The organism is Spirillospora sp. NPDC049652, from assembly GCF_040675125.1.
Taxonomy (GTDB): domain Bacteria; phylum Actinomycetota; class Actinomycetes; order Streptosporangiales; family Streptosporangiaceae; genus Spirillospora.
The window spans coordinates 1-1164 of sequence record NZ_JBFAOF010001518.1 but is presented as its reverse complement, the minus strand read 5'-3'; the positions used below and the strand labels follow the sequence as shown (position 1 = coordinate 1164).

2 protein-coding genes are annotated in these 1164 nt (G+C 77.3%); both read left to right on the top strand.

Annotated features, from left to right (window positions below; translation table 11 throughout):
• Positions 1 to 735 (top strand): XdhC family protein (locus AB0J52_RS41600; RefSeq protein WP_500188798.1); only part of this gene is annotated, 735 nt, incomplete at its 5' end.
• Positions 736 to 756: 21 nt separating this feature from the next.
• Positions 757 to 1164: nucleotidyltransferase family protein (locus AB0J52_RS41595; RefSeq protein ID WP_500188797.1), on the top strand; the 408-nt coding region annotated here is incomplete at its 3' end.

Sequence of the window (1164 nt, the reverse complement as noted above, 5' to 3'; positions counted from 1 at the left end):
GCCGCCGCTCCGGACGCGGGGCGCGGCGCGGCCTTCCCGGCGGGAGGGCGCGGCGCGGCCGGGTCCCTCGCGCCGGGGGAGCCGTTCGCGGCGCGGCTGGACGCGGCCGTGGACGACGACGCGCGCGGGATGCTCGCGCAGGGCCTCACCGGGCAGCGGCACTACGGCCCGCGCGGGGAAAGGCGGCTGGACGACCTGACCGTGTTCGTGCAGAGCTTCGCGCCGCCGCCGCGCCTGCTGGTGTTCGGCGCGATCGACTTCGCCGCCGCCGTCGCGCGCGTCGGCAAGTTCCTCGGCTACCACGTCACCGTGTGCGACGCGCGGCCGGTGTTCGCGACGTCCAAGCGGTTTCCGGACGCGGACGAGGTCGTGGTGAAGTGGCCGCACCGGTTCCTGGGCGAGGCCGACGTGGACGAGCGGACCGCCATCTGCGTCCTCACCCACGATCCGAAGTTCGACGTCCCGCTTCTGGAGGTCGCGCTGCGCACGTCCGCCGGGTACGTCGGCGCGATGGGCTCGCGCCGCACGCACGAGGACCGCCTCGCGCGCCTGCGCGAATCCGGGCTCACCGAGGCGGAGCTGTCGCGGCTGCGGTCGCCGATCGGCCTGGACCTCGGCGCGCGGACGCCCGAGGAGACCGCCGTGTCGATCGCGGCGGAGCTGGTGCAGCTCCGCTGGGGCGGTTCGGGACGGCCGCTGTCGGACACCGAGGGCCGTATCCACGGCGAACCGTGATCCGGCGGCTACCCTGCCGGGATGACCCTGCACGGAGCGCAACCACCCGCCGGTGTGCTGCTCGCCGCCGGCGGCGGCAGCCGGCTCGGCCGGCCCAAGGCCCTGCTGGAACTGGACGGCGAGCGGCTCGTCGACCGCGGCGTCCGCACCCTGCACGACGGCGGCTGCGCGCCCGTCGTGGTCGTCGCCGGGGCGGTCACCGTCGAGGTGATCGGCGCGGTCGTGGTGCCGAACGCGGACTGGGCGACGGGCATGGGCTCGTCGCTGCGCGCGGGCCTCGCCGCGCTCCCGCCCGAGTGCCCGGCCGCCGTCGTCGCGCTGGTGGACCAGCCGCGCGTCACCGCCGCCGCCGTGGCCCGGCTGCTCGCCGCCTACGAGGACGGCGCGCGCGTCGCCGTCGCCACCTACGGCGGGCGGCCGCGCAACCCG